Origin of the sequence: Arenibacter sp. P308M17, from assembly GCF_003426735.1 — a bacterium.
Lineage (GTDB): Bacteria > Bacteroidota > Bacteroidia > Flavobacteriales > Flavobacteriaceae > Arenibacter.
Genome location: NZ_QVON01000005.1, coordinates 19,703 through 41,680 on the forward strand (window position 1 = coordinate 19,703; position 21,978 = coordinate 41,680).

Annotated in this window: 24 protein-coding genes; 7 read left to right on the forward strand and 17 right to left on the reverse strand. The window is 39.2% G+C overall.

Translation table 11 applies throughout. From position 1 onward, the window contains the following. Positions 1 to 64: 64 nt before the first annotated feature. The 9 genes from D0S24_RS12860 to D0S24_RS12900 all read right to left on the reverse strand — a co-directional run bounded on the left by D0S24_RS12860 (position 65) and on the right by D0S24_RS12900 (position 7,363). Complete coding sequence (locus D0S24_RS12860) at positions 65 to 748, reverse strand: SDR family NAD(P)-dependent oxidoreductase (protein WP_117020284.1); 684 nt, start codon at positions 746 to 748, stop codon at positions 65 to 67. 13 nt (positions 749 to 761) lie between these two features. Continuing rightward, positions 762 to 992 (reverse strand): hypothetical protein, encoded by a 231-nt coding sequence (locus tag D0S24_RS12865; RefSeq protein WP_117020285.1) that lies wholly within the window; start codon positions 990 to 992, stop codon positions 762 to 764. 4 nt (positions 993 to 996) lie between these two features. After that, positions 997 to 1,695: a GTP cyclohydrolase I FolE gene (gene folE, locus D0S24_RS12870; protein WP_117020286.1), complete on the reverse strand. Its 699-nt coding sequence runs from the start codon at positions 1,693 to 1,695 to the stop codon at positions 997 to 999. Between the two features lie 55 nt (positions 1,696 to 1,750). After that, positions 1,751 to 2,023 (reverse strand): TIGR03643 family protein, encoded by a 273-nt coding sequence (locus tag D0S24_RS12875; RefSeq protein WP_117020287.1) that lies wholly within the window; start codon positions 2,021 to 2,023, stop codon positions 1,751 to 1,753. Beyond that, the gene (locus D0S24_RS12880; RefSeq protein ID WP_117020288.1) at positions 2,020 to 2,451 is read right to left on the reverse strand and encodes a hypothetical protein; all 432 of its coding nucleotides are present in this window, start codon (positions 2,449 to 2,451) and stop codon (positions 2,020 to 2,022) included. Before D0S24_RS12880 ends, D0S24_RS12875 begins: the two co-directional genes overlap by 4 nt. Positions 2,452 to 2,746: 295 nt before the next feature. Beyond that, positions 2,747 to 4,171, reverse strand: a complete 1,425-nt coding sequence (locus D0S24_RS12885; protein ID WP_117020289.1) for an SDR family oxidoreductase — start codon at positions 4,169 to 4,171, stop codon at positions 2,747 to 2,749. A gap of 40 nt (positions 4,172 to 4,211) precedes the next feature. Continuing rightward, entirely contained in the window at positions 4,212 to 5,522 is a 1,311-nt protein-coding gene (locus D0S24_RS12890) for an AarF/ABC1/UbiB kinase family protein (protein ID WP_117020290.1), read from the reverse strand. A 9-nt stretch (positions 5,523 to 5,531) separates the two neighbouring features. Beyond that, on the reverse strand, positions 5,532 to 6,188 hold the full coding sequence (locus D0S24_RS12895; RefSeq protein ID WP_117020291.1) for a TetR family transcriptional regulator C-terminal domain-containing protein: 657 nt from the start codon (positions 6,186 to 6,188) through the stop codon (positions 5,532 to 5,534). 275 nt (positions 6,189 to 6,463) lie between these two features. Then, positions 6,464 to 7,363, reverse strand: a complete 900-nt coding sequence (locus D0S24_RS12900; protein ID WP_117020292.1) for a MerR family transcriptional regulator — start codon at positions 7,361 to 7,363, stop codon at positions 6,464 to 6,466. A 194-nt stretch (positions 7,364 to 7,557) separates the two neighbouring features. Between D0S24_RS12900 and D0S24_RS12905 the strand changes: the two genes are divergently transcribed. Both D0S24_RS12905 and nhaA read left to right on the forward strand, forming a co-directional pair. Continuing rightward, entirely contained in the window at positions 7,558 to 9,792 is a 2,235-nt protein-coding gene (locus D0S24_RS12905) for an FUSC family membrane protein (RefSeq protein WP_117020569.1), read from the forward strand. Between the two features lie 244 nt (positions 9,793 to 10,036). Continuing rightward, entirely contained in the window at positions 10,037 to 11,344 is a 1,308-nt protein-coding gene (gene nhaA / locus D0S24_RS12910) for a Na+/H+ antiporter NhaA (RefSeq protein ID WP_117020293.1), read from the forward strand. A gap of 169 nt (positions 11,345 to 11,513) precedes the next feature. Here nhaA and D0S24_RS21120 read toward each other — a convergent pair whose 3' ends face one another. Continuing rightward, a complete protein-coding gene (locus D0S24_RS21120; RefSeq protein WP_181938087.1) occupies positions 11,514 to 11,672 on the reverse strand; it encodes a hypothetical protein in 159 nt (52 codons plus the stop codon). A 158-nt stretch (positions 11,673 to 11,830) separates the two neighbouring features. On the opposite strand from D0S24_RS21120, the gene D0S24_RS12915 reads away from it, so the two are divergent. From D0S24_RS12915 to D0S24_RS21125, 3 genes are all read left to right on the forward strand, one after another. Then, positions 11,831 to 12,283 (forward strand): hypothetical protein, encoded by a 453-nt coding sequence (locus tag D0S24_RS12915; RefSeq protein ID WP_117020294.1) that lies wholly within the window; start codon positions 11,831 to 11,833, stop codon positions 12,281 to 12,283. A 208-nt stretch (positions 12,284 to 12,491) separates the two neighbouring features. Beyond that, positions 12,492 to 13,601: a DUF6544 family protein gene (locus D0S24_RS12920; protein ID WP_117020295.1), complete on the forward strand. Its 1,110-nt coding sequence runs from the start codon at positions 12,492 to 12,494 to the stop codon at positions 13,599 to 13,601. Further along, a complete protein-coding gene (locus D0S24_RS21125) occupies positions 13,588 to 13,755 on the forward strand; it encodes a hypothetical protein (RefSeq protein ID WP_181938088.1) in 168 nt (55 codons plus the stop codon). Before D0S24_RS12920 ends, D0S24_RS21125 begins: the two co-directional genes overlap by 14 nt. A 182-nt stretch (positions 13,756 to 13,937) precedes the next feature. Here the strand turns inward: D0S24_RS21125 and D0S24_RS12925 are convergent, their stop codons facing one another. From D0S24_RS12925 to D0S24_RS12940, 4 genes are all read right to left on the reverse strand, one after another. Further along, entirely contained in the window at positions 13,938 to 15,359 is a 1,422-nt protein-coding gene (locus D0S24_RS12925; RefSeq protein WP_117020296.1) for a sulfatase, read from the reverse strand. Between the two features lie 86 nt (positions 15,360 to 15,445). Then, positions 15,446 to 15,955 (reverse strand): MaoC family dehydratase, encoded by a 510-nt coding sequence (locus D0S24_RS12930; protein ID WP_117020297.1) that lies wholly within the window; start codon positions 15,953 to 15,955, stop codon positions 15,446 to 15,448. Positions 15,956 to 15,988: 33 nt separating this feature from the next. After that, positions 15,989 to 16,732: an SDR family NAD(P)-dependent oxidoreductase gene (locus D0S24_RS12935; protein ID WP_117020298.1), complete on the reverse strand. Its 744-nt coding sequence runs from the start codon at positions 16,730 to 16,732 to the stop codon at positions 15,989 to 15,991. Between the two features lie 387 nt (positions 16,733 to 17,119). After that, the gene (locus tag D0S24_RS12940; RefSeq protein ID WP_117020299.1) at positions 17,120 to 17,590 is read right to left on the reverse strand and encodes a hypothetical protein; all 471 of its coding nucleotides are present in this window, start codon (positions 17,588 to 17,590) and stop codon (positions 17,120 to 17,122) included. A 197-nt stretch (positions 17,591 to 17,787) separates the two neighbouring features. Between D0S24_RS12940 and D0S24_RS12945 the strand changes: the two genes are divergently transcribed. Further along, complete coding sequence (locus D0S24_RS12945) at positions 17,788 to 19,359, forward strand: hypothetical protein (protein WP_117020300.1); 1,572 nt, start codon at positions 17,788 to 17,790, stop codon at positions 19,357 to 19,359. Between the two features lie 145 nt (positions 19,360 to 19,504). Next, positions 19,505 to 19,993, forward strand: a complete 489-nt coding sequence (locus D0S24_RS12950) for a Dps family protein (RefSeq protein WP_117020301.1) — start codon at positions 19,505 to 19,507, stop codon at positions 19,991 to 19,993. A 325-nt stretch (positions 19,994 to 20,318) separates the two neighbouring features. Here the strand turns inward: D0S24_RS12950 and D0S24_RS12955 are convergent, their stop codons facing one another. Genes D0S24_RS12955 through D0S24_RS21130 form a run of 3 tightly spaced genes read right to left on the reverse strand, consistent with a single transcriptional unit; the run spans position 20,319 to position 21,687 of the window. Further along, positions 20,319 to 21,350: an AraC family transcriptional regulator gene (locus D0S24_RS12955; RefSeq protein WP_117020302.1), complete on the reverse strand. Its 1,032-nt coding sequence runs from the start codon at positions 21,348 to 21,350 to the stop codon at positions 20,319 to 20,321. A 29-nt stretch (positions 21,351 to 21,379) separates the two neighbouring features. After that, a complete protein-coding gene (locus D0S24_RS21450) occupies positions 21,380 to 21,532 on the reverse strand; it encodes a lmo0937 family membrane protein (RefSeq protein ID WP_117020303.1) in 153 nt (50 codons plus the stop codon). An 11-nt stretch (positions 21,533 to 21,543) separates the two neighbouring features. After that, positions 21,544 to 21,687 carry a hypothetical protein gene (locus D0S24_RS21130; RefSeq protein ID WP_181938089.1) on the reverse strand — a complete coding sequence of 48 codons (144 nt, stop codon included), beginning with the start codon at positions 21,685 to 21,687 and terminating at the stop codon, positions 21,544 to 21,546. Positions 21,688 to 21,978: the final 291 nt, after the last annotated feature.

Here is a 21,978-nt window from a genome sequence, read left to right on the forward strand (position 1 = left end):
TCTTTTCCTTGGATTTGGAATTAGCCAATAAAGTTGTACCAATTACCTTAAAGGAATTCATCGATTAAATTTTAAATGTTACTATTCCATAGTCCATTGCAAATATTTGACCTGAGATAGAGGATGCTCTTTCCGATAATAGAAATTCGGCCATTTCCGCTACTTCCTTTGGGCTTAGGTATTTCTTTAAAGGATGGCGCTCTTTAATATTTTCGACCATCTTTTCATTGCGCAGTAGTTTGGAGGCCAACGGTGTATCCGTCACCGTGGGTGCAATGGCATTGATACGTATTTTTGGTGCCAATTCCGCACCAAGGGATTTTACCAAGCCTTCCACCCCGGATTTGGATGCGGCAATACTGGCATGGTACGGCATACCCAATTTGGAAGCCACTGTGCTAAAAATTAAAATGGAAGGGTGATCGGCTTTTTTAAGCACATCCAAATATTTGTGCAGGGCCTTTACGGCACCAATAACATTGATTTCATAATCTTCCCTGAAATCCTCCAAGCTTAACCGTGTAAATGGTTTTAAATTGATACTTCCGGGACAATAGACCAGTGCATCCATTATATTTATTTCGGGCAATTCATCCTTTAAAATGTCGCAGCCCATATGTGTTAGATTGGAGTGGGACTCTTCCGGTGAAGATCTACTTATGTTAATTACCTTATGGGTACCCAAAAAGGTTTTTACAATAGCCTTGCCTATTCCCTTACTACCTCCAATTACCACTATTGTTTTCATTTTTTAAGTGGATTTATAGGCCGGTTACCAAATGTTTGCCGTTTAATCTTTTTTCTACCTTTCTTTTTAAGGCGGTCAGGCGTTTCATGATTTCCATTATCCTGTCCTCCTTTTTGTTTTTATAAATTTCGTTCAAACCCAAAATGAGTGCTTTTGCTTTCCTTGAAATTTCAATTCTGTCACTAGTGGAAAGCGATTTAAGATTTCTTTTTTCAAATTCCAATGCTTCGTCAATGAGATCCATAATGTTAATTTTTAATATAATTCTGTAATTCCGCTATTTTTGATGGGGTATTGAATTGTCCTCCAAAATAGGAGGTTACCGTAGAGGAGGATTCATCTTTTATTCCCCTGGAAGAAACGCATAAATGTTTGGCATCTACAATGACCGCCACGTTTTCCGTACCCAAAATACTTTTCAGATCCTCCGCAATTTGGTTGGTAAGACGTTCCTGTACCTGGGGCCTCTTTGCATAATATTGTACAATCCTGTTCAACTTGGACAAGCCTATTACCTTTCCAGAAGAAATATAGGCTACATGGGCCTTTCCTGTTATGGGTACAAAATGGTGTTCACAATTGGAGTAAAAGGTGATGTTCTTCTCTACCAACATTTGATTGTATTGGTATTTGTTATCGAACAAAGCTATCTTTGGCTTGTTCGCCGGGTTTAATCCAGAGAAAATTTCATCTATATACATTTTGGCAACGCGTTCTGGAGTGCCCTTGAGGGAATCGTCCGTAATGTCCAATCCCATTACGGCCATAATTTCCTGAAACAATTGCGCAATACGTTGCTTTTTCTCTGTGTCCGGAATTTCGAATGCGTCCACTCTCAATGGCGTTTTCAAACCGGTATGTAAATGGTCGTCGCCAATATCGGTATGGGAAAAACCGTTTAATTTAGGATTGCTCTTTTTATTTGGTGTCCAGGTTTCTGTATGCATATTATCTTTTTAATTGTGCTGTACCTTTGTACTCTTTACATAAGTCAAAGCACTGTTAGCGTTTTGAAATTGAGTTATTTGTAATTTGTTTTTGTCTAGAACACTTAAAGCGGCCTTTTTCAAAGGTTCTTAATTTTTGGTGTTTGGTGGCGCGCCCTTGTACACGCTTACGCCATAATATAAAACTGCTTGGCTTCATTTTCCGTCGCATTAGCCTAATTACCTCCTGTTCCGGTATTAAAAATTGATACATTATGGCTTCAAATGGGGTTCTGTCTTCCCATGCCATTTCAATAATTCGGTCAATATCCCTTTCGCTTAAACTCATTTAAAATTTAAAAAAGCATATTTCAACTCGTACCTGGATTTATATTTCATCAATTTATTCATGAAGGATTTATTGTTTTCAAAGGCCTCATCCTTTCTGAACCTAATATATCTTCCTTGGGCATATAGACTGCTACGGTCACCTTTGTAAATTACCAGTTGATAATATGGTATTACCCATGTAAAATTTGTAAAACCTTTGATAATTCTGACAAGTACCCCTAAAGGCCTTAACTCTATATGGGCATAAGTAGCATCAAAAGTGCTGTTGAGGTAAGTTTTCATATTATCACTGGATTCCCTTATTATCATTCTTTTAGAAACAATGCCTTTCATTTGTATGGTTTTTATAAAACTGAAAGGTTTCCCAACGAGATCATTTGCAAGTAGGGGAGTATCTTTGTTATTATGTGTGGTTTCTAAAATCATCTTTTACTCCATAATCGATATTTAAACCTGCCTGCCGTAGGCAGGTGCTCCGACGCTTGCCCGCCCGTATCGTTAGGGCGGGCCTGCCTTTGTCGGCAGACAGGCGTCGAAATCAAACTTGAATTTTCTTTCAATGCCTCGTGGGCCTGCCTTTGTCGGCAGACAGGCTTGCCCCGAGGTAGTTTACGACACTATTCCCAAAATTACACAATGTTTAATTATTATTAAAATAAGTTAAACAGTATTGGATTCTATTTTCTTATGACGGTATAGGCTTCCACTATATAAATAAGTTCTAGTTGGTCACCAATTTATTGATCAGCCCATTAAAGATCAAGCCATGAAATGGAAGCACAGTGTACCAATATATACGGCCGGCAATTCCACGGGGCCTAAAGGTTGCCGTTTGTTTTAAAAGTCCTTTTTCAATCTTAAATTCTAGCCAAGCTTCTCCAGGAAGCTTCATTTCCGCATATAGTAACAGTTTTTTTTCTTTTTTATCACTAAAGATGACCCGCCAAAAATCCAGGGCATCCCCAGCAGCCAATTCGGAAACATGGGTTCTTCCTCTTCTTAGTCCAATACCACCCACCAATTTGTCTAGATATCCTCTAATTTTCCATAGAAAATTGCCGTAATACCAGCCTGTTGTACCTCCAATAGACCAAATTTTGTTGATGCTGGCCTGCTCATTTTGAATTTTACGTTCTTTATAATCCTTAAAACATCCGTATTGAGGAACATTAACATATTTGTGAAGGTTATTCTTTAGGCGGCCACTGCTTACCATGGAATCTTTCCAGCTGGATACAATACTGTTCTGTTCAATTTTTTCGAAAGCCAACTCGACTGCCTCTTTATAGGTAATGGGGCTCACTCCCAAGAGTTGATTTATCTTGCTAGGTTTCCCAACAATTTGGACACCCATACTATCCACTAATGTTGTTGCCAATTTGTAAGAGGTGGAGGTAACAAAATAAAGCCAATAAGAAGAAAGTTTTGGAGTCATGACCGGTACTGTTAAAATGTAGCGCTTTAACCCCCTTATTTCCGCAAATTCCAATAGCATTTGTTTATAGGTCAAAATCTCGGGACCAAAAATGTCATATGAGGTGTTGTAAAGCTCTTTCTTTCCTTTTGCCCTTGATAAAAAGGCCAAAACGTCCCTTACCGCCAAGGGCTGTGTTTTAGTGTTGAGCCATTTTGGTGCTACCATTATGGGTAGTTTTTCTATGAGGTCTCGAATGATCTCGAACGATGAGCTTCCAGACCCAACAATGATACCTGCCTTAAAAACAGTTAGGGCATAGAAATCCGAGGCTAGAATTTCTTCCACATTTTTTCTGGATTGTAAATGTTTGGAAAGTTGCGCTTCGTTTGTAATGCCACTTAAATAAATAACTTGTTTTAAGGGTGTAGAGGAAAAATAGGTTTTGAAATTAGCAGCGCAAGCGGCTTCCAAATGTTCAAAATTTTTGGAAGAGTTGGACATGGAATGAATTAAATAATACGCCACATCAATATCTTTAGGAATACATTTTAGAGTTTCCGGTTTTAAAAAATCGGCCTCGACAATACTGATGTTGTCATCCTCGAGGTAGTTTTTATCCGCTCTTAATTTATCCCGTACCACACAGACCACATGGTGCCCTTCGTTGGTTAAAATAGGAATCAATCGTTTGCCTATATATCCTGTAGCACCTGTGACGAGAATTTTCATTTGATATTTTTAGGATAAATAGTTCAATTGGATGGAAACACTAAAACGCATGGAAGTTGTTGATCTTAATATGGCCTGCTTTTAAATCGAACATAAGATTATAAAGACCAAAAAAAGTTCTATTGATATATATAAAATGCTTGGAACCTCTGTTGCCGTTCATTTTGCGCAGTTCGGTACTTTTGGAGTAGCGTTGCCCCAATTCCATTATTTTACCAAAGAATTCACCATTGGAAAAGTCGAAGCTTTCTGCTTGAAATGGCAGAGTGAAAAGACCCAACAATTCGCGGAACATCTCGGTGAAAAATTCCTTTTCCTCTATGGAATCGTCCTCACGTAAAATTTCCAGTTCATACAGTTTGGAGACAAAGAATTTATAGTCCGTAATATTTTCTGGTTTGGCCAGTTCAAAATATGGGACATAAAAGTCATTTGGAATAACTTTCATACAGCCAAAATCCAGGGCAATCAATTCATCATCCTTGGACACCAAGAAATTTCCAGGATGTGGGTCGGCGTGTACTTTTCTTAGACGATGTATTTGAAACATATAGAAGTCCCATAATGCCTGCCCTAATTTATTGGCTTTTTTTTTGTCGGTATTGTTGGCCGTGAACTCCGAAAGGTGTTTACCTTGCATGTAGTCCATAGTGATAATTCGGTCGGATGATAATTCTTCATAATATTGAGGAAACAAAAGGTTGGGTATGCATGAGCAGGCTTTGGCAATTTCCTTGCTCTGTTTCATTTCCAACACATAATTTGTTTCCTCTATTAATTTTCCTTCAACTTCTTTGAAGTACTTGTCCGAATCTTTGCCTTTAATGTTGAACATTTTGATCGCAATGGGTTTAACAAGGGCAAGGTCCGAGCTTATACTCTCGGCAACTCCGGGATATTGGATTTTCACAGCAAGTTTTTTCCCATATTTTGCTGCCTCATGGACTTGTCCAATACTGGCAGCGTTTACTGAAGTTGTGTTGAAGGAATCAAATAATTCATTGGGCGGTTTGCCAAAATAATTTTTAAAAGTTTTAATTACCAGTGGCGGGGATAAAGGAGGTACGGAAAATTGTGCCAAGGAAAATTTTTCTACGTAGGCTTGGGGCATTATACTTTTTTCCATACTTAACATTTGAGCTACTTTTAGGGCGCTTCCCTTAAGTTGTTTAAGGCTGTCATAGATGTCCCCGGCATTGTTTTCGTTAAGCCTTGATCTTGCTTCAAGCTCTGTTTTAGTAAGTTTGTCACCAAAGTACTTGAGATAGTTAACTCCAACCCTGGCACCTGTGGATACTAATTTTGAGGCACGATGTATTTTTGAAACAGGTATATTGTCTATTGTTTTCATCCAATGTTTTTAATTCATGTTCATTTTTTCCTTGAAAATGAATTTTCCAAAGTCGAGTACACTTTTAAGGGGAACAATATTTAAAACATCAAAACTAGTATTGACCGATTTCTCTATAAATATATCCGTCTTTTCAAAGGCAACCGAGTTGTCCTCCATCCAGAACTTCAAGGTCATTAGTAATTGCAGCCAAGCTGATTCTTCTAATGCACGCCGTTGAAATTGCCCTATTTTTTCCTGTTCAACGTCTATAGTTCCTATATCCAAATCATTAATGTAGGACCTAAAATGCCTTTTTAGCCCAGATAACATGCTTAGCCCTTTGAGACTGTTTTTATGGCGCTGCAGTGAGTGCGTTACATAACTTCTATTAGCTGTTAAAATTTCAAAAAAGGTGAAATAAAAACTTAATAGTCTATTGCGTGCATCGTAGGATTTATATTCCTCGCTTTTATCCAAAATTAAAACGGTATTATCAAAAAATGTTTTGAAAATATGTTTTTCTATGGCCTCGAACGACCCAAAAAAAGCATAGAATTTAGACTCTTCAAAGTTGTTGGCTTTTGCAAATAGGTAAACCGATTTTGGATTTTCATTATGTTCAAGGACATGGTCCATATAAGCTGAAACAATGTCGTTTTCTGTAATAGTTTTCTTTTTTGCCATGACTGTAGAATGTTGGGTACAAGTTATAAAATGTTTAACGTTATAACTTAAATATTGAACAAAATTTAACTTCGTTTTGTGACATTCCAGCTAACAATGCCATTGTAGGACTTTTTTATAATTTATAACCCAAAAATGGCCCTGTTATTTAAAGGGGACAACTCCACAACATTTTATTTAAATTAGTTATGGGGATTTTTTCCCAATCTTGCCCGAAAAGTTATAATGGGGGCAGTTTCGGCAAAAGGAACGGAATTTACTTAGGTCTTGGGCTATCAAAGAATTTGGACCAATTGATCTATCCGGGAAAAAGTAAAAATAGATTTGGGCAATTCTTTTTGATTTACTTCTTGGAGCATTTTTCCTGATATCCAAAGCTCTGAAGTAGTGTCTTTTAGCAGCAATTCATGAAAATCATGTAGATATCCCATCACATTTTCTTTGCCAGGTTGTACTGTGAAATTGGAAACGAATACAACATGGTCATACAAGGGCAAAAAATCCTTTAAACTGAATATTGGAATGCTTGGACCAAGAAAGATGGACTGATACCCTTTTAATAGGATTTCATAATGCAGGAACATTAGCCCCAATTCATGTATTTCATTGTCCGGAAGATACAGTACAAAGGTCTTGGAGGTATTGGAGGGTACGCTGTATTGCAACTTTTCGGTATTTACCAGAATCTTTTGTTTGATCAAGGCACAAATAAAATGTTCATGGGAGGGCGTTATGGTATCGGTTTGCCAAAGCAATCCCACTTCGTTTAAAAAAGGAATAAAATAGGCATAGAAGATTTCCCTAAACGATTTTTCCTTTAACAGGTCATTGTACGTTTTGAAAAACAGCGCCTGGTCAAAGTTCATCATGGACATTTTAAAGGAATTCATCACATGTCCATTATCGTTTTGTTCTGAAACCAAATTTCTTACAATTCCCGAAATTTTATCCTCCCCTAGTTGCGAGATCTTTGAAATTTTATAACCGTTGTTATAGAGAAAAGTAATATTGAGAAGTTTTTGTAAATTCTCTATATCGTAATATCTAATGTTGGTGTCCGTTCTATTAGGTTGAAAAAGATTATAGCGCTTTTCCCATATCCTAATGGTGTGGGCCTTAATGCCGGATAGATTTTCAAGATCCTTAATGCTAAAGTTGCTTTTAACGTTGTTCATTAATATTATAAAAATAGTAAACAAAAATATTGTTTTTAAAGTTCGATACAATGTTTCTTGGAGCGTTTAATTTATGGCCGTGGTTTGGACACCAATCAAGCACCAGTTTTTTAAGTTATATTCCCTGAAAACAGTTTTTTCCAATATTTGCCATAGCCGTGGAAATCGTATCTTTATGGTTCAACAAGGATCTATTGAAATTACACCGCCAAATCATTTTCAGTAATTTAGGGGAACTACTGCATTTCTTGAAAAGTACCAATTTCTCCAAGGCCATTCTGATCGCTATGGCGGTTACGATTCCCGTTTTGCTCTCCTTAAGATGGGGACATTTGGAAATTGGACTGGCGCTTTGCTTTGGGGCATTCTGGAGTTCCCCCAGTGACGTGAGCGGCAATTTTCGACACAAAGAAATCGGGATCCTATTTTCTGCGGTCTTGGTAATGCTGGTAAGTTTTATTGGGGGCTATTTAAAATTTGAAACTTGGCTGCTGATTCCGGTTTTGGGGCTTTTAACCTTTGCTATCGCCTTTATTTCGGTCTATGGATTTCGGGCTTCCCTAATTAGTTTTTCCGGCTTGTTGGCCTTGGTATTGAGTTTTGCCCATGAACCCCAGGAACTTGAAGTTTATGAATATGCTCTTTTAATAGGTGCAGGCGGACTATGGTATCTGTTTTTGGCAGTAGCCTGGTACCGCATAAATCCCAAAGCCCAGACCGAAGAACTTTTTTGGGAGACTTATAGACTCACAGCTGAGTTTTTGGAAACCCGGGGTAAATTGGTGGGTCCTAATACGGACCGGTTGGAATTGCAATCAAAATTATTCGAAATTCAAACCAAGTTGATCGAACATCATGAAACGCTAAGGGAAATTCTGCTTCTTTCAAGAAAAAGCTCCGGGCGATCCGGTTATCAGGCCAAGAGATTGTTAATTTTTGTTGAATTGATAGACATGCTCGAAACCGCTATAGCCAATCCGGTCAATTATGGAAAAATGGATGCTCTTTTTAGGGATCATCCCGAGTTTGTTGGGAGTTTTCAAAATATAATATTCGAAATGGCCGGACAATTAAGGACCATCGCCGAAGCGGGAACAGACCACCGTAAGATTCCCAAAAATGCCATATTGGCCAATTGTTTTGAAAAGGTGGAACATCATATAGCCTTTTATAGAAACGGTACGGGCACTGGGGATTATGAGGGGTTCCTAATGCTCCAGAATCTTTTACAGTATTTGAAAGAGCAATTTGAAAAGCTCAAAAAGATAAAATGGCTTTTGGGGAATCCGGATATGGGTTCGGTAGATTTGGTAGATCAGGCCGCGGCCAAACGTTTTATCGTTCCCCAGGATTATGATCCCAAATTATTGCTGGGCAACTTTAGTTTTAGGTCTACCATATTCAGACATTCCTTAAGGTTGTCAGTGACCGTTATGATAGGGTATGCCCTTGGTACTTTTTTCGATTTTCAAAACCCCTATTGGATACTTTTGACCATTATCGTTATCATGAGGCCCAGTTACGGACTCACCAAATCCCGCACCAAGGATAGGATAATCGGTACGCTTTTGGGAGGGGCCATTGCCACCGGATTTGTTTTTATCATACAGAATCCCTATGTTTTTGGGGCCTTGGGAATGGTGTCCTTGGTGATTGCCTTTTCTATGGTCCAGAAAAATTATAAGGCAGGGGCAACCTTCATTACATTGACCGTAGTATTCGTTTATGCCATTATTAGACCGGATATCATAACCGTTATCCAGTACAGAGTATTGGATACTTTGATAGGGGCAGGGCTGTCCTTTGTGGCCATGTTGTGGATTTTGCCGGCATGGGGATTTATGGAGATTAGGGAGCAAATAGAAAAAAGTGTCAAGGCCAATAGAGGTTTTTTTGCCCAAATTGCGGCTTATTATGAACAAAAGGGAAAGGCGACTACCACCTATAAGATATCCCGAAAAGAGGCTTTTGTAGAAACTTCCAACCTTAGTTCGGCCTTTCAAAGAATGGCGCAAGAACCGGTATCCAAACAAAAAAATCTGGATAAAATATATGAATTGGTAGTGCTGAACCATACCTTTCTTTCGTCTTTGGCATCGTTTAGCACCTATATCCAGAACAATCCTACCACTAAGGCCTCCTTAAAATTTAAAAAGTTTATTTCTGAAATTGATGAAAATCTGTCGCAAGTACTTCTACTTTTGGCGGACTCAAATTCCAAAAGGGCACTTATAGAACTGGGGAACGATCAATTTTCCAAGGAACAGCTCCCCACCTTTGTGCCGGAGGATATTAAATTGTTTCCAAATGTAGATTTAAAATTGGAGCGGGAACTTCAGGAAGCCCACCTGGTCACCGAACAATTGCACTGGCTATATTCCTTAAGCGGAAAAATGTTAGGGGTGGTCTCGAGAATTGAATTTGAATAGAAGATTCAAGGAAGACTTTTTATCCATAGAATTCCCTGAAGCCCGCCCGAACGTCAAGGACGGACAGGGCCCTGCCTCGGGTGCAGCGTTTTGGATTGTCACGATGCATGGTCTTGCTACCAATACCTCGTATTCTATACCTTGAGGTAGCTCATTGAGGTATTGGTAGATTGTCCATGTCAGTTTAAACCATTTATGTATTTTTACATTTATGACTTTTCTGTTCATTCACATTTAAAATTTTATGATTAAAAGAATTATTCTTACCCCTTTCCAAAAGTTTGTAAAAATTGAGAGTTTAAGCGGTATCCTCTTATTTAGTGCCACCCTAATTGCCATGATCTGGGCAAATTCAGGGTTCAGTGAATCCTACAATTCCCTATGGCAATATAAAATAGGCATTGGCTCAGAAACCTTCCAGCTTACAAAACCCCTTATCCTTTGGATCAACGATGGCCTAATGGCCTTGTTTTTCTTTCTGATCGGATTGGAGATTAAAAGGGAACTTCTGATCGGGGAACTTAACGGACTTAGAAAGGCAATGTTTCCACTTTTTGCGGCCATTGGGGGAATGATCTTTCCCTTGTTGTTGTTCCTTTTCTTAAACGACTCGGACCAAACGGCCCAAGGATGGGGTATTCCCATGGCAACCGATATTGCCTTTTCTTTGGCAATCTTAAAACTCTTGGGGGATAGGGTTCCCTTAAGTCTTAAAATATTCCTTACCGCATTTGCCATAGTGGACGATTTGGGCGCGGTTATGGTCATCGCCATATTTTACAGCGGGGGGGTAGATTGGCTATTAATTTTATATGCCTTGATCCCTCTATTGATACTTTCTTTTCTTGGATTTAAGGGAATCTATTCCAAGTACTGGACAGTAATTCTTGGAATTGTAATCTGGGTACTTTTTTTAAAGTCGGGCATACACCCAACAATAGCTGGCGTACTTGTAGCCTTTACCGTACCTATCCGACAAAAGATAGATATGCAGTATTATACGGAGAACTTATCCAAAATAATGACGGGTATTGCCCGATCCGATGACGGGAATGTTCCGGTCCTGTCCAATGAACAAATAGGACATATGGACGATCTGGAGGATTTGACCGATAAATTTACTTCACCTCTACAAAAATTGGAGCACCGGCTTCATGGTTGGGTGGCTTATTTTATTATGCCCATTTTTGCCTTGGCCAATGCAGGGGTCGTCTTTGGTACCGATATGGAATTGAATACCTCCCTGATGCTGAATATAGCTATAGCTTTGTTTATGGGGAAATTGATAGGGGTTACCTTGTTATCATGGTTAGGGGTTAAATTAAAGATTGCGGTATTGCCGGACGATATTAATTTTCTCCAGATTACAGGGATAGCTATTTTGGCCGGAGTTGGTTTTACCATGTCCATTTTTATAGCCAACCTCGCATTTTCAAGCAATTTAATATTTATTGATTCGGCCAAAGTGGGCATCCTTATTGGGTCTGTTGTTTCAGGTATTGTGGGATATCTTGTATTGCGATGGAGCGGGGGGATAGGAAAGAACCTATAAAAGGACCTAGTGTCCAGTCAAGCCTAAACCTACGGGTAATTTAATTTGTCTCTTGAGCCGCTCCTCGTTGCAAAAATCCTTACGTAGCTACAGCTATGCTCGTTTTTTGAGCCTTGGCCCAACTCAAGATCCATCATTCCTTATCCGTGAATTAAACGTTGACTAGACACTAGTGTGGTGTCAATGCTACCGTGCTCAAGGTTGTAGGGATGTCAAAATCATGCATTACAATTAAAAGGACATCAAATTTCTTGGCCATTAAATGGGCCAATTTTAAGGTGGAAGCTGAATTTAGGGAATAGTCCGTTGCGTAGAGGATGGTATTCATCTTTTGCTAATTTGGAATACTGTTCCCAAGCTACAGCATAAATTTTATTTTTAAAATGACGGATGTCATGCAATACTTATTGGTCACCTGATATATGTCATGGTCAAAGACCCATGCCTGAACTAAATTTGTAACTATAACCATTAAAATTGAGCACCATGGAACATATCGAAAAAAATAAGGAACTTCAATTTGTTAAGAACGGACCATGGCCCGAGTTGTACGTGCTAACCGAGCATTGGAAATCTGATTTGGAGTTTTATGCGGACGATCTCCGTTTTTTGCACCATTTAGTGGATAAATACTTTATGTGGATTACCAAGCCGGAAAATTTGGATATGGTAAAAGAGCTAAAAGTAGGACTGTTCCACCTAAAGAATAAGTGCCATGATTTATTGGAAAAAGTGCAAAGACATAGAATACAGTTGGGTGAAATGGTAGCGGATTATAATAAGTCGGATGCCAATTTAATACGTACCGAACACGAACATCTTGAAGAGGAGGTGGCCAAATTCGTAACCCTGTTCCGAAGCAATAGGAAAGAGGTCTTTGCCATAACCGAATTTATAATTGATAGTGAGAAACTTGTAAATCTGATGGACAATAGATAAATATATCCCCGACCTTGAAAGTATTTCTATACGATAAGTTTACGGTAATGCTTTCTCCTGTTCCATTAAGGGGGGTATATAATTGATCCAAAATAGTATGGCTGACATCTTTTTGATTACTGTACAATTAAGCAAAAACGCCGCATTTGGAGGAGCCGGAGATGAGTTATAAACAGTCTGTTCATCATTTAAATTAAAGGTGTGGAATATGCGCATTGGGTTGGTCTTATTTATGGTACTACACGGCCTCATACATTTCATGGGTTTTGCCAAGGCTTTCCAATTTGGGGAGATGGCACAATTTACCAAAGAAATTTCAAAACCATTAGGGATACTGTGGTTCATAGCGGTCTTATTGTTTTTAGGGACCGCAATACTGGTATTGCTGAAAAAGGAATTGTGGCCTATCTTGGGCATTGCGACAGTAGTCTTTTCTCAAATCTTGATAATCACCGTGTGGACGGATGCCAGGTACGGAACTATTGCGAACATCATTATTTTGGGAGCGGCCATTGTAGGCCAAGCCAATTTGACATTTGAAAGGAGTTATAAAGACGATGTTGCTTCTGCCATGAATACAGTTGTCCCGAACCCTGTACTTTTATGTGAAGAGGATTTGGAACCTTTGCCGGAATGTATCAAAAATTATTTACGATATACGGGGGCAGTAGGAAAGCCAAAGATTTATAACATGAAGATTACTTTGGAAGGTGAAATGAGGGAAAGAGGTAAGGATTGGTTTAAATTTACTTCTGAACAACATAATTTTTTTGATTGCCCAACCAGAATGTTCCTTATGAAGGCCAGGGTAAATGGACTACCAACAATGGGATACCATAAGTACAATAGGGAAGGGGCAAGAATGAATATTAGGCTCTTGTCCCTATTTTCAATTGTGGATATCAACGGTTCTGAACTGTATCCTACAGAGACCGTCACCTATTTTAACGAACTATGTCTATTTGCCCCGGCCGCCCTTATTGATGAACGGATCAGCTGGGAGGTTATCGACAATTTATGCGCAAAGGCCACCTTTGACAATAAAGGAACTGTAGTATCTGCCGTATTGTACTTTAACGAAAAGGGGCAACTGATAAATTTTGTTTCCAATGACCGCTATTCCGTTTCTGAAATGCAGGCATTTCCTTTTTCAACTCCTGTAAGTAATTATAAAAACGTAAATGGCTATAAACGGCCTTTCTATGGCGAGGCTATTTGGCAATACCCTGAGGGCGAATTTGTCTACGGAAAATTTTGTGTTAAAGATGTTGTATACAATATAATGAACCCTAATGTATTTGGTGATGAAACTCAATAAAGAATGGCACCTGGCACATAAAATGCCAAAAAATGCTACCGTAGATGAACGTATTCAATGGCATTTGGAGCATCTAAAAAACTGCCAATGCAGAACCGATATTCCAGAAAAATTAAAAGTTGAAATACGGAAAAGGGGCATACCAATGAAATAGAAGTATGAAGGCAATGATATTAAATAGGGTAAGCGTTTTAAAAATTACTTCATATCCCGTCCATTAAAGCCTTGTTACGGGCCAAGAGCCCAGAGGGGGGCAGGAAGCCGTTGTATAAACATTGGAGGTAAAAATATTGGATTAAGTTATCATTACATTTTGAACCGTTACCTTGTAATTATTTATTCTACATCCGCCAATTGGTCCTTGCCCTTTACTAAATTGGATTGATGCTTCTTTACCAAACGATCTATATCGGCAAGAATTTCAGGGTGCTTTGCCCCAATATCAAAATTCTCGGAAGGGTCTTCGTTTAAATTATATAATAATGGGGTATTGTGCACTACCTTGTCCCCAAATTGGCCGTAAGAGCCTTGGGTAATGTAATGCGCTTTGTAACCTCCGAGTCGGGCCGCATACAATTGTGTTCCCCTGTAGTAGAAAACTCCGTTTCGCGGACTAGGTCCATTTTTAAAAAGGGCGACGCTTAGGTCATAACCATCCATTACCCTATCCTTGGGCATTGGCACGCCTGCCAAGGCACTAAAGGTGGTGAATAGGTCCATAGTAGTACCCAATTCGCTTACTACGGCAGGAGCTATGTTGGAAGGCGACCAAAAAATACAGGGTTCCCGCATTCCACCCTCCCAGGTCATGCCCTTTCCTGCCTTTAATAATCCGGCACTGCCACCATTAATACCATAGGACAGCCATGGTCCATTGTCCGAAGTAAAGACTACAATAGTGTTTTTATCCAATCCCTCTTCCTTAAGCGTAGCAATTATTTGTCCTACGCCATGATCAATTTCGGCTACCACATCACCGTAAATTCCTCTTTTACTTTTGCCCAAAAAGTCCTTGGATGCAAAAAGGGGTATATGCGGTAGGTTGTGGGCCAAGTATATAAGGAAAGGATTGTCCTTATTTTTTTTGATATAGGCAATGGTTTCTTGGGTATATCTTTTTGTAATGGTGTTTTGGTCGGCCGGCCGTTCTATTATCTCCGTATTCCTCATAAGGGGGACATTGAAATTTTCGGTGGGCAAGTTGCCATTCGCTTCCCTATATTCGTCTCGGTTGCCCACAAAATCCATGTCGTTGGAGTAGGGGATGCCAAAATAATAATCGAAACCGTTATTGGTAGGCAGGTATTCTTCCTTATGCCCTAAATGCCATTTGCCAATGCATGCCGTACTGTAGCCTACTTTTTTTAGTTGTTCCGCCAAGGTAATCTCCGAGGTGGGCAATCCAAATTTGGAATTCGGGAACAACACCCTTTTTACATCACTGGCCATACCGCTTCTTACCGGTAGCCTTCCAGTTAATAAGGCAGCCCTACTGGGGGTACAGACACTGGCACCTACGTAGAAATTGGTCCATTTTTGTCCTTCGGTGGCCATCTGGTCCAGATAGGGTGTCTTAATGGTAGGATGGCCATAGGTGCCAAGATCCCCATAGCCCAGATCGTCTGCAAAGATAATGATGAAATTAGGGGTTTTTCCTAGGTTTTCCTGGCTCTGACCAAAATTGCCACAACTATTGAACAATATAAGGGTTATTAAGGTTTTAAAATATAGCTTTTTTGTAAATACTTGATCGGTCATTGTTTCTATTGGCTTTTATTGGGTTTGAAGATAACAAAAAAAAAGCATGGACACTTTCTGCAAAATCACGACTTCCAAATGTGGTATCATGCTTTTCCACTCTTTGGGCGTGTATAGGCTTGGGCTATAAATTCGGCAACACATGCCGGTTTTTCTTCCCCTTTTAGTTCAAATACAAGCTTCAATTTGTATTTGGCCCCGCCTTCAAAAGGGCTGAAATCCATTAGGGATACCCGAGCCCTTAAGAGGGCGCCTTCCGGAACGGCATTCATGAACCGTACTTTGTCCAATCCATAGTTTACCCCCATGACGATATCTTTGATCTTGAAGGTTTCAAAGCAGAATTTGGAGGTCAGGGACAGCACCAAAAATCCATGTGCCACTGTTTTTTTGTAGGGAGAATATTTGGCTGATTTCTCCGGGTCTATGTGGATCCATTGATTATCTCCCGTTATTCTGGCAAAGGTATCGATCATATCCTGGGTTATTTTCATATAATGGGATACCCCCAATTCCTTGCCTAAGTGTTGGGCCAAATCCGATAGCTGTGGAATTTCTGTGGAATAGGCTTGGTTGGTTGGTCTTTCTTCCGTCATTTGTTTGTGTAATTATACAGTTAATGGGTCTTATTACACGGGCATGGCACCACCATTGGCATGCAAGGTATGGCCACTTATAAATCCGGCTTCTTTGGAGGCTAGGAAGAGATAGGCATGCCCCATATCTTCGGGAGTACCGATTCTGCCTACGGGAATCATCGAAATCCCGGCCTGTACAACATCTTCGGGCATTGAATCCGTCATTTCGGTTTTAATAAATCCTGGAGCAACAGCATTGACAGTAATATTGTATTTGCCAACTTCCCTACAGAGGGAATGCGTAAAGCCTACTATCGCAGCTTTACTGGCACTATAATTGGTCTGTCCAAAGGCACCTTGATAGGCATTGATGGAGGAGGCGGAAATAATCCTGCCATAATTGGCCGTCTTCATATGGGGGACAATGGCTTTGGCGGTGATATATAGGGAATCCACATTAACGCGCATAACTTGATCCCATTCCCGGCGACTCATTTTTAGGATAGATCTGTCGCGGATTATTCCGGCGTTGTTGATAAGTACGTCTATCTTCCCATATTCGGAAATTACCTTTGCAACGGCCATGTCAACAGAATCTTGGTTGGACACATCTACATTTTGATAAAATATCCTGCCACCCATTTTGGCAATATGGTCCGCAGTTTTCCGGCCTTCTTCCAGTACATCCCATAAGGCTACAGTGGCCCCTTCATTGCAGAAGATTTTGCAGATTCCTTCGCCTATTCCTCTTGCACCACCGGTTATGATGACCACCTGCCCCTCTAATTTTTTCATTTCGTGTTTTTTTTAACCTATTTTAATCTAGTATATAGTCAAGCCTAAACCTACGGGTAATCCAAGGTGTCTCTTGAGCCGCTCCTGCGTTGCAAAAATTCTTACGTAGCTATGGCTATGCTCGTTTTTTCCGCCTTGGCCCAACTCAAGATCCATCATTCCTTACCCGTCATTTAAACGTTGACTAGACACTGGTAATTTAAAAAACTTTGGACACAAACGCTAAAGAAGAGGCATGTATTATTGGGAGAAGATAAGTAAGGCCATCCCTTCTGGCCGTGATTATTACAAGTATGGTATTTTTAAAAGAAAGCATAGAAAGAAAATACCCTAGAAATCAAAGAAATTGATTTATAGGGCAAATGTTATTTTTTATCTTTTATTGTTTTAAAACTGATACCTAACACCTAGTGCAATATCCAAATCCAGATCATCCGAATAGTCGTCATTGAAACCCAACTCGGGACGTATGTCCAGGGACAGCAAAAGGGGGAAATCAAAATTACATTCTATACCTATATCGCCGGCAACCAATGCAAAGGTACCATCCCCAGCCGGCGAATCAAAGGAGCCAATTCCTGCTCCGGCACCGACATACCAATTAAATAGCCCTTCTATCGGCATTACCCATTGATAGAGTCCCACCAATTTAAAGGCATCCACATTGTTGGAATCGCGCCAACCCAGATCAAATTCGAGCCTGTTGTTGTCAGTTACCGCCCTCTGATAGGAGACCTCCCCTCCAAATCCGTCATTGTCCCCAAGCCTTAAACCAAGGGCATTTTTGGAAACATCTTGGGCATTGGCCGCCACAATTGTCATTGTTGTAATAGCTATTACACTAAGTATTTTCTTCATGATTATGACTGTTTTAATTTATTACAAAAATAGATATTGTTGGGTATCCCCATTGTCCCCATCAAAACAAATTATAACTCCATTGGGATTCTAAGGGGTGGTCTATGGAAAAAGTCAATATTAAATGTTGTAGGGCTATTAATTAAAATGGGATTGCCGTACTTTGTAATTACTAGTTTTTAATTTATATACCGTTTATGGCCCACCGCAAACAGATAAAGCGCAGGGTATGGATCATCCTGATTCCGATAGTCTTGATCCTACTTTTGTTTACCGTATTACATTTCAGGGCCAAGGCGTTTATTAAAAATTTTCTGGACGAAAAAATACCCGATCATATACATTTGACCTATAACCAAATTGAAGTAAATCTGTTGGCGGGCTCCATTGGATTAACGGAGGTAGGGTTGGATTTTTTGGACAAGGATACGGGCATTGGAAAAGCGGGGCTAAGCTTGGAAACTATAGATATTGAGGGGATAGGTTATTTCAAGGCACTATTTGGAAACACCATAAGTGTCCGTCATATCCGATTGTCAAGGCCAAGGGGGGAATATTATCAAGGATCGCACCAAGTAGAAAATCAAGAGGGTTCGGTACCCGAAGGAACCGAGGAAAAAACATTGTCCATAGCCCAATTGTCCATTGAAGATGGTGCATTCAGGATTTTGGGAAAGGTTGGGGATTCTTCCGTTTTTTCCGTGGAAAAGCTGAATTTGGCCTTAAAAAATATAAACGTGGATAGGGAAACAATAAACGGGGAAATTCCATTTTCCTATGGGGATTATGATCTGAGTACAGGAATGATTTCTGCTGATCTGGGCCCATATGAGGCACTTACCCTAAGCGGAACAAGTATTAAGAACAGGGAATTACTACTTGGTAATTTATCCCTGAAATCTAAATTTGACAAGACAACCCTTTCCAAAAAATTGGACAAAGAGCACGATTATATTGATTTGAAAATTCCTGAAGTGCGTATGGTAAATATGGATTTTGGATTTAATGCAGAACGATTTTTCCTGAAGGCCACATCGGTTGTTCTTCAAGAACCAAATATGGAAATATATCGTGATAAACTAGTTGCGGATGATTATGGGCAAAAAAAACTATACAGCCAAATGCTTCGTGAGCTGCCCATAGATCTGAATGTTTCAGAAGTTAAAATTAACGATGGATATATTTCGTATTCGGAATTGGTAAAAAATGGTACAAGCCCGGGAGAGATCTTATTTGCAGATCTGGAGGCCACCTTGGGCAATGTTTCCAATACCTATGAAAATGGTGTAAAAACCGAGATTGATGCCAGGGCCAAACTTATGGGGGAAGCACCGATAGAGCTTACATGGAATTTTGATGCCAATAAGGATAACGATGCATTTTTTGTTTCTGGCGTAGTTACGAATTTTAGGTCTGAAAGCATCAATCAATTTCTGAGGTCCAATCTTCGTACAGAGGCAGAAGGTGATATACAAGAGCTCTATTTTACAGTTAGTGGGGATGTGAACAGTTCCACTGGGGACATGAAAATGAATTATGAAAATTTTCGCTTTAGAGTTCTTAAAAAGGATAGGATGGGCGTAAATAAACTATTGACCTTCGTTGGCAATATTTTTACCAATGATGGTTCAGGGACGGACAAATCCGGATATAGATATGGGGAAATATATGCTGAAAGGGATAATACCAAGTCTTTCTTTAATTATTTATGGCTCAATGTAATGGACGGGATGGTAAGTACACTTACCGGGAATGGCAAAAAGGAATAATTTATTTTCGGGATAACGGCCATACAATTACCTTTCCATAAGCCTTGTGCATATAAAGCAAAGCAATAAATCGTTTGAATCAATTCTTCAGGAGAAACCATCGTAACTTGTGCTTATTAATAGAAAATAAAATTATTTAAATATTATGAAAACAACACAAGCAACTATCGGGATCGAGAAAGACAATAGAAAGGCTGTAGTGGCAATGCTGGGCAAACTTTTGGCGGACGAGTATTTACTCTATACCAAATTGCGGAATGCGCATTGGAATGTAGAGGGGATCGACTTCCACACCAAACACGTTTTTTTTGAGGAAGAATACAATAAGATAGAAAAAATTGTTGATGAGGTTGCAGAGCGAATCCGTATGTTGGGATTCTATTCTCCTGGAACTTTAAAAGAGTTTTTAGCACTTTCCCATTTGAAGGATGAAAGCCCAAAAAAGAACGATAGTGCCAGTTTTATGGAAGTTTTACTGGAAGACCATGGTACTATAATCAAGTTCATTAGAAAAAGTATCAGTGAAAATGCAGAGGACCACAATGACGAAGGTACGGCCGATTTTATAACCGGAATCATGCAAATGCACGAGCAGATGTCCTGGATGCTGAGAGCTTCCTTGAAAACCTTTTAAAAAGAAAACAACACACTTTAACTTATTCAAGAACGGCAGGGGAATCTCCTGCCGTTTTATTGTAAGCTGGTGTCCTGTCAACCCTACTTTAGCCATCCCAAGTCTTGCTCTTTTTCACCCGGCCTTCGTTAAAAAACAGTTCCGTAGCTACGGCTATGCAACTTTTTTTTGCCTTGGCCAGATAAAAAATAGCGGAGACTTAAACGACACAGTAGCATTGACACGACACTAGGCCAATGGGAATGAATGCCTGTTGGGTTAATAAAAAAATAAACAAAAAAAACCAGTCAAAAAGACTGGTTGTATAAATAATATCAACTATAAATTAGGCTGTAACAGCTAACTGATTTTGATGGTCCTGATAGTGTTTGGGACTACAATTGTATTTTTCTTTAAATATCTTGGAGAAATAGCTTCTGCTGGTTAGGCCTACACTATATACTATTTCCGAAATATTGAGCTCGGTGGTTTTTATAAGATGTTCTGCGGTCTCTACCCTTACGTTCCTAATGTAATCTGTAACCGTTCTATCGAACATAAGTTTAAAACCTTCCTGAAGTTTCGCAGGTGAAAGACCGGATTTATTACTTAGGTATTTTAGGCTATATTGAATTTCCGGATAGTTCTTAATGAAGTTGGATAGCTCCTTTATGTCGTCCATCTCATCTTTGGTCAAGGATCCGAAATTATTTTTTGCATTCTTTTTATCCTCCTTGTGTTGCTGGATCTCCATGGCCAAAATAACGTGGACAATACCTTTTATCAAAAGATTTCGCACCAGTCCCTTTTGGGTAATTGCGGCCAATTGTTGTATTTTCTCTGCAATCTTAAGATTATAGGAGCCGACATAGGCACAAATATTCTGCCCTGTTTTTGGTAAAAAGGTTTTTAATAGCTGATTTCTAAGGAGGTCGATACTTTCACCCTCATGTTCAACTTCATTTGTGTCCACCATAATATTGGTAAGCTTAACAAGTTCATCTTTCCTAAAGAACAAGGTAGTGTCCTGACTGGGGTCACAGGAAAAAATTCCTGTTTGGAATTGGTTTAGAATTCTTTTTTCTCCTTTGATTCCAAAACTGTGACTAATTTTTCCCTTGGCACAATACATAAAATGAATGGGATTGGTAATGGGCATATTATTTATGAGCAGCATATCCTCTTTGAAGACAATGTTGTATTCCATGAACGATACGTTGTTCTTAAAGGAAACTCCACTGATGACTCCGCTTACCAAATTATTGTGCAGTTCTAAACTGTATTCCTGTGGTCGGATTTTTAATTTTCCTCCTAGGTCTTGCTGTAACTGATTGAATATATTGGCTATATTGTTCGTTTTTAAATATACAATTTTCATGTTTTCGTATTTTAGAATTATTACTTCTTTTATTTATCCCTAACAACCCTGATAATAAATAGAACCACGGCAATTAGAAGGAATAGGTGTACCATCATGCCAATGTTGAATAAGAAAAAGCCAATTACCCAAAGTAAGAGCATAAGTAAAGCGATGATAATCAGTATTTTCGATATTTTCATTGTTAAAAAAGTTACTGAACCTGGTTGGATTCAGGTTGGCAATTGGTCATTCCTAGGATAAAATTATCAGGAATGTCATAATTTTTGTTGTCCTTGGAATCCAAAGTCCAGCTTTTACCGATCTTTGAATTTAATGGTGCTGTTATTTTTTTCATGTTGGCCGTCTTTAAATTTGTGTTCAGTAAAGGTCGTTATCGTAACAGCGTTTAATGTTATACAATTTTTGTATTCTGTTATATAATTCAACGAAACAGTCCCTTTTCATTAAATAAAACAGGATTTTAATGGATAACATCAATTGAAAGGAATAGTGGTAATTATGTTGTACTGGATTTTATTGCCGGTCTTAGGGGTCTTGGTCGTTGTGGGTTGGACCAAACCTTGGAGCATTATGTAAGGTGAAATAATTATATAGATGCAATCCCAAAAGTTAAACATGCAATGAC